At 59.0% G+C, this 1,738-nt stretch carries 2 protein-coding genes; one reads left to right on the forward strand and one right to left on the reverse strand.

Annotation, left to right across the window (positions count from 1 at the left end; all coding sequences use genetic code 11):
* On the forward strand, positions 1-990 hold a 990-nt coding region (locus EOA85_RS34560), incomplete at its 5' end, for a radical SAM protein (protein ID WP_127212666.1).
* 232 nt (positions 991-1,222) lie between these two features.
* Here EOA85_RS34560 and EOA85_RS34565 read toward each other — a convergent pair.
* Positions 1,223-1,738 (reverse strand): MFS transporter (locus EOA85_RS34565; RefSeq protein WP_206523458.1); only part of this gene is annotated, 516 nt, incomplete at its 5' end.

The raw sequence follows: 1,738 nt of genomic DNA on the forward strand, positions 1-1,738 counted from the left end.
ATCGGGCCAGCCGAGCACTTGGCGCTGATGGAATTTCTACGCCGCCACTTCGCTTTCAGCAAAACTGCTGCGATCGCCGTGGAGATCGATCCCCGAACGTTCACACCGGAAATGGCCGAAGCCTTGGCAGCTACCGGTGTCAACCGCGCGAGCATCGGCGTGCAGAGCTTTGATCCCGATGTGCAAAAGGCGATCAATCGGATCCAGAGTAAGGTGCAGACGGCCGCTGCCGTCGAAAATCTCCGCCGGCATGGCGTTGGCCATATCAACTTCGATCTCATCTTCGGTCTCCCGAAACAGACTGTGCAGTCCTGCATCCAGACCGCGATGGCTGCGGTCGCCATGCGCCCCAACCGGTTTGCGGTGTTCGGCTACGCGCATATTCCTTCCGTGATAAAGAATCAGCGCCTAATCGAGCAGGCAGGTCTACCGGACGGCGATGTTCGCGCCGAACAGGCTGCAGCTGTCGCCGAGACACTGGTTGGCGCCGGCTACCGGGAGATCGGGCTCGATCATTTCGCTTTGCCGGACGACGAACTCGCGCTAGCGCAGAAGACCGGGCGCCTGCGGCGTAATTCGCTGGGATACTCGGCCGATACTTGCAAAACCGTGATCGGCTTCGGCGCGTCGGCTATTGGCCGAGTCGGCGAGGGGTACGTTCAGAACGAAGTAACACGGGATTCTTACGCCCGGCACATCGCAAGTGGACGTCTGGCGACATCAAAGGGCCACCGTCTGACCGACGATGATCGGGTGCGCGCAGCAATCATCGAGCGACTGATGTGCGATTTGGAGGCCGACGTGCCGACCATCTGTGCCGCCCACGAAATCGAACCAGCTCGTTTTCTCGATTCAGTTGAGCGTTTGGTGACGCTGGCTGAGGAGGGGATCGTGGACGTCGAAAACGGCTTCATCCGCGTGCGGCCGGAGCACCGCTTTGTTGTTCGCGCCGTTGCTGCTGCATTCGATGCTTTTCTCGCGAATCGATGAGTTGAGGCCACGACTCGGAAGGCATCAGACCTTGTTTGGCGCTCGTCGGCATGGGCTCTCGCAGAAGACTCCGCAAGCGCATGCAGGGGACTTCCACTTGACGCCGCGTTTCCCATCATCTCGCCTGGGTGCGCTCGAAAGTCACAACTCGGAGCACGCTGCTCTCGGTGTGAGGCTGTGCTCTGCAAAGCACCGGTGATCCACCCTGTCCTTGGATAGCAGCTTGCTGGCGTCATCTTGGAGGACGAGAAAAGATTGTCGAGGTACGGGTACGAATTGCCTCGGTCGTTCGTTCAATCGAAAGCACTGTCTGCGGAGGCAGCTCTCCTTCATGCAGTGACAGGAGATGCTGGCCGACTTCCTTATCTGCTGCGGTGAGTCGATGATTTAGGCGGAGAAAGTCCATCCAGGTGGGGGTGCGGAATGTCTCCGTCCAAAGTGACGGTGTTTGCAGATTTCGCTGGAGCGTCCAGTTTCGTGCACCGGCACGGCTCTGGACGTGTCGCCGCGTGCGCATGTAGCCCAGAAAGGCCTCGATATTTTCCTCCGATATCAAATACTCGACCTTGGCCACGATAGGGCCACTTCTGGGTTTCAGATCGAGAGCCACGTCCGGCGGATGAAAAACTGAACTTTCTTGATCCGTTTCTTCCCAGGGACGGACCGGCAACACGATCCCCGCTGCTGCAACCAGCAACAGAGCGCCCGCGGCGCCCTCCAATGCTGAGGTCAAGGAATAGTTTCTGTC

It is taken from the genome of Mesorhizobium sp. M5C.F.Ca.IN.020.29.1.1, assembly GCF_003997375.1.
Classification (GTDB): Bacteria; Pseudomonadota; Alphaproteobacteria; order Rhizobiales; family Rhizobiaceae; genus Mesorhizobium; species Mesorhizobium wenxiniae.